A 2,471-nucleotide genomic window follows, 5' to 3' on the forward strand; every position below is an offset into this window, starting at 1 on the left:
GTAAGCATCCGGTGAGAACCGCGGATCAGGCGGCTTCGCGTTGATATTCGGCGGCTCGCCAATTCCAGGGAAGCAGTTCTTGGAGACGGTTCTGGGGGATGTCGGCGATGCGCGCGAGAATGTCGGCGAGCCAGGCCTGCGGATCAATGTCGTTGAGCTTCGCCGTGCCAATGAGGCTCAGCATGAAGGCGGTGCGCTGGCCGCCGCGATCTGAACCAGCGAAGAGCCATGATTTTCTGCCCAGGGCTATGCCTCGAAGCGCCCGTTCCGCCGCGTTGTTCGTCAGGCAGATGCGGCCATCGTCGAGGAATGCGGTGAAGGCAGGCCACGCCTTGAGCATATAATCCATGGCCTCGGCCACATCGCTGTTCTTCGATAGCTTCGACCGGTTGTCGCACATCCATTCTTCCAGATCGGCAACCAGCGGTGCGCTGAGTTCCTGCCGAAGGGTGAGACGCTCCTGGGCGGATCTGCCGTTGATGGCGCGCTCTATGTCGAAGATCGCGTCGATACGGCGGACCGCTTCTACGGCCAGCGGCGAGATGGCGGCCTTTTTGCGGCGCTTCTTGAGCTGCGCGGCGATATCGGCCAGCTCGAAGAAATAACGGCGCGCGTGGCTCCAGCAAAGGGCGCGGGTCAGCGGCGCCGGCAGGCGGTCGCCATGGAACAGGGCGTTATAGCCGGCATAGGCATCGGCCTGAAGAATGCCTCTCCAACTGCGCAGATGGCCCACAGGATGCTCGCCCCGCCGGTCGCGGGAATAATGGAAGATCGCTGCGGGCGGTGCCGGTCCGCCAAAAGGTCGATCATCCCGGACATAGGTCCAGATCCGGCCTGTATCGGTCTTGGTCTTGGCCAGCACCGGCACCGTGGTATCGTCGCCATGCAGCCGCTCCGCGGCCAGGACATGCGCCTCGATCAACAGATAGAGTGGCATCAGCGCAGCGGTGCAGGTGCCGACCTGATCGGCCAGGGTCGAAAGGCTCAGGTCCACGCCCTCGCGGGCATAGCGGTCACGCTGGCGGTTAAGCGGTTGATGCGCACCGAACTTCTCGAACAGCAGCATCGCCAGGAAGCTGGGGCCAAATAGCCCACGGGGCGTCACATGGAACGGCGCCGGCGGTTGGGTGATCTTCTCACAATCCCGGCAGGAGAACTTCTCCCGCACGGTCTGAACCACCTTCCACTGTCGCGGCACGACCTCAAGCGTCTCGGTGATATCCTCACCCAGCTTGCACAGCCGTTCCGAGCCGCAGCAGGGGCAGGCATCGGGCGCGGCGATGACGACGCGCTCGCGCGGCAGATGCTCGGGCAAGGCCTTGCGGGCGGGCCGCTTGCGCTCGAACGGTGCGACGTTGGTCTTCGCCGCTGCCAGGGCAGCCAGAAGCTCATCTTCGCTGGCAGCGGTCTCGCACTCCTCGAAGGTCAGTTCCATCTGGTCGAGCAGATGGCGCGTGCGTTCGGATCGCTGGCCAAAAAGGGTACGACGCATCTTCTCGTTCTGCAGTTCGAGAAGGGCATTGCGGGCTTCCAGGTCTGCGTTGATCGCCTTGATCCGGGCCACTTCAGCGGCGACCGCCTGGGCTGCGGCAAGCTGCGCGCGAAGGCTCCGGATCTCTGCTTGCGCCGCGTCACCCATGCCCAAAGGCATAGCAGAAAAGCACCGGAATCTCTAGATTTTTAGCTCTTCGACATCGATTATCCGGCCAGTGTCGGCCGCCAGGTTGCTTGCGGATTACGCCAGTCGATCGCCTCCAGCATGCAAGCCAACTGGGAGGCGGAGATGGCAATCACCCCGTCTACAGCCGATGGCCAGATATACTTCCCGCGCTCCAGGCGCTTGGCATAGAGCGACATGCCAATGCCATCATGCCACAGGATCTTGCACAGGTCGCCACGGCGCCCTCGGAAGACATAGAGATCACCGGCATGGGGATCCCGCCTGAAACTCTGCTGTATCTGCAGGGCCAGGGATCGCATGCCCTTCCTCATATCGGTATGCCCGGTCGCGATCCAGATCCGGACGCCAGAGGGAACTGGGATCACGGCTTGACCGACCGCAGCACTGCCGACACCAACCCAGGTGATGCGCCAGCGGGGATGCGTACGATCGCCCGCTCGAACTCCACGATGATCGCCGATCCGATCACCGGCACTGGATCGGGCTGCACCTGCACCTCTGCAAAGCTCTGCACTGCCTGACCCATCTGCCGCCGCCATCTGTAGATCTGGTTCGGCCGAAGATCAGCACGGCGGGCAATCTCCGCCACGTTCGCGCCGGGCACCGAAACCGCAGCGACCAACTCGCGCTTCTGCTGGTCGGTCCACACCCGCCGCCGCTCCGGGCCTGAAATTACCGTGATCTGACTCATCGCACCGTCCCTAGTACCGGTGCAAACACCAGCGCTTGCACCGGTGCCATCTCGAAATATCAGCCAATCACCGCAAGGCGGCCCTCACCGGAGCGATAC

3 protein-coding genes are annotated in these 2,471 nt (G+C 63.2%); all 3 read right to left on the reverse strand.

All coding sequences use genetic code 11. The features are described from left to right. Positions 1 to 25: 25 nt before the first annotated feature. From tnpC to ACFFJC_RS21240, 3 genes are read right to left on the reverse strand one after another with little or no spacing between them, the layout of a single operon-like run. Complete coding sequence (gene tnpC / locus ACFFJC_RS21230; RefSeq protein WP_379489238.1) at positions 26 to 1,639, reverse strand: IS66 family transposase; 1,614 nt, start codon at positions 1,637 to 1,639, stop codon at positions 26 to 28. 59 nt (positions 1,640 to 1,698) lie between these two features. Further along, positions 1,699 to 2,046, reverse strand: a complete 348-nt coding sequence (tnpB, locus tag ACFFJC_RS21235) for an IS66 family insertion sequence element accessory protein TnpB (RefSeq protein ID WP_069063899.1) — start codon at positions 2,044 to 2,046, stop codon at positions 1,699 to 1,701. Beyond that, positions 2,043 to 2,372 (reverse strand): transposase, encoded by a 330-nt coding sequence (locus ACFFJC_RS21240; RefSeq protein ID WP_379489239.1) that lies wholly within the window; start codon positions 2,370 to 2,372, stop codon positions 2,043 to 2,045. The genes tnpB and ACFFJC_RS21240 overlap by 4 nt, the downstream gene beginning before the upstream one ends. Positions 2,373 to 2,471: the final 99 nt, after the last annotated feature.

Origin of the sequence: Novosphingobium soli, from assembly GCF_042432915.1 — a bacterium.
Lineage (GTDB): Bacteria > Pseudomonadota > Alphaproteobacteria > Sphingomonadales > Sphingomonadaceae > Novosphingobium > Novosphingobium soli.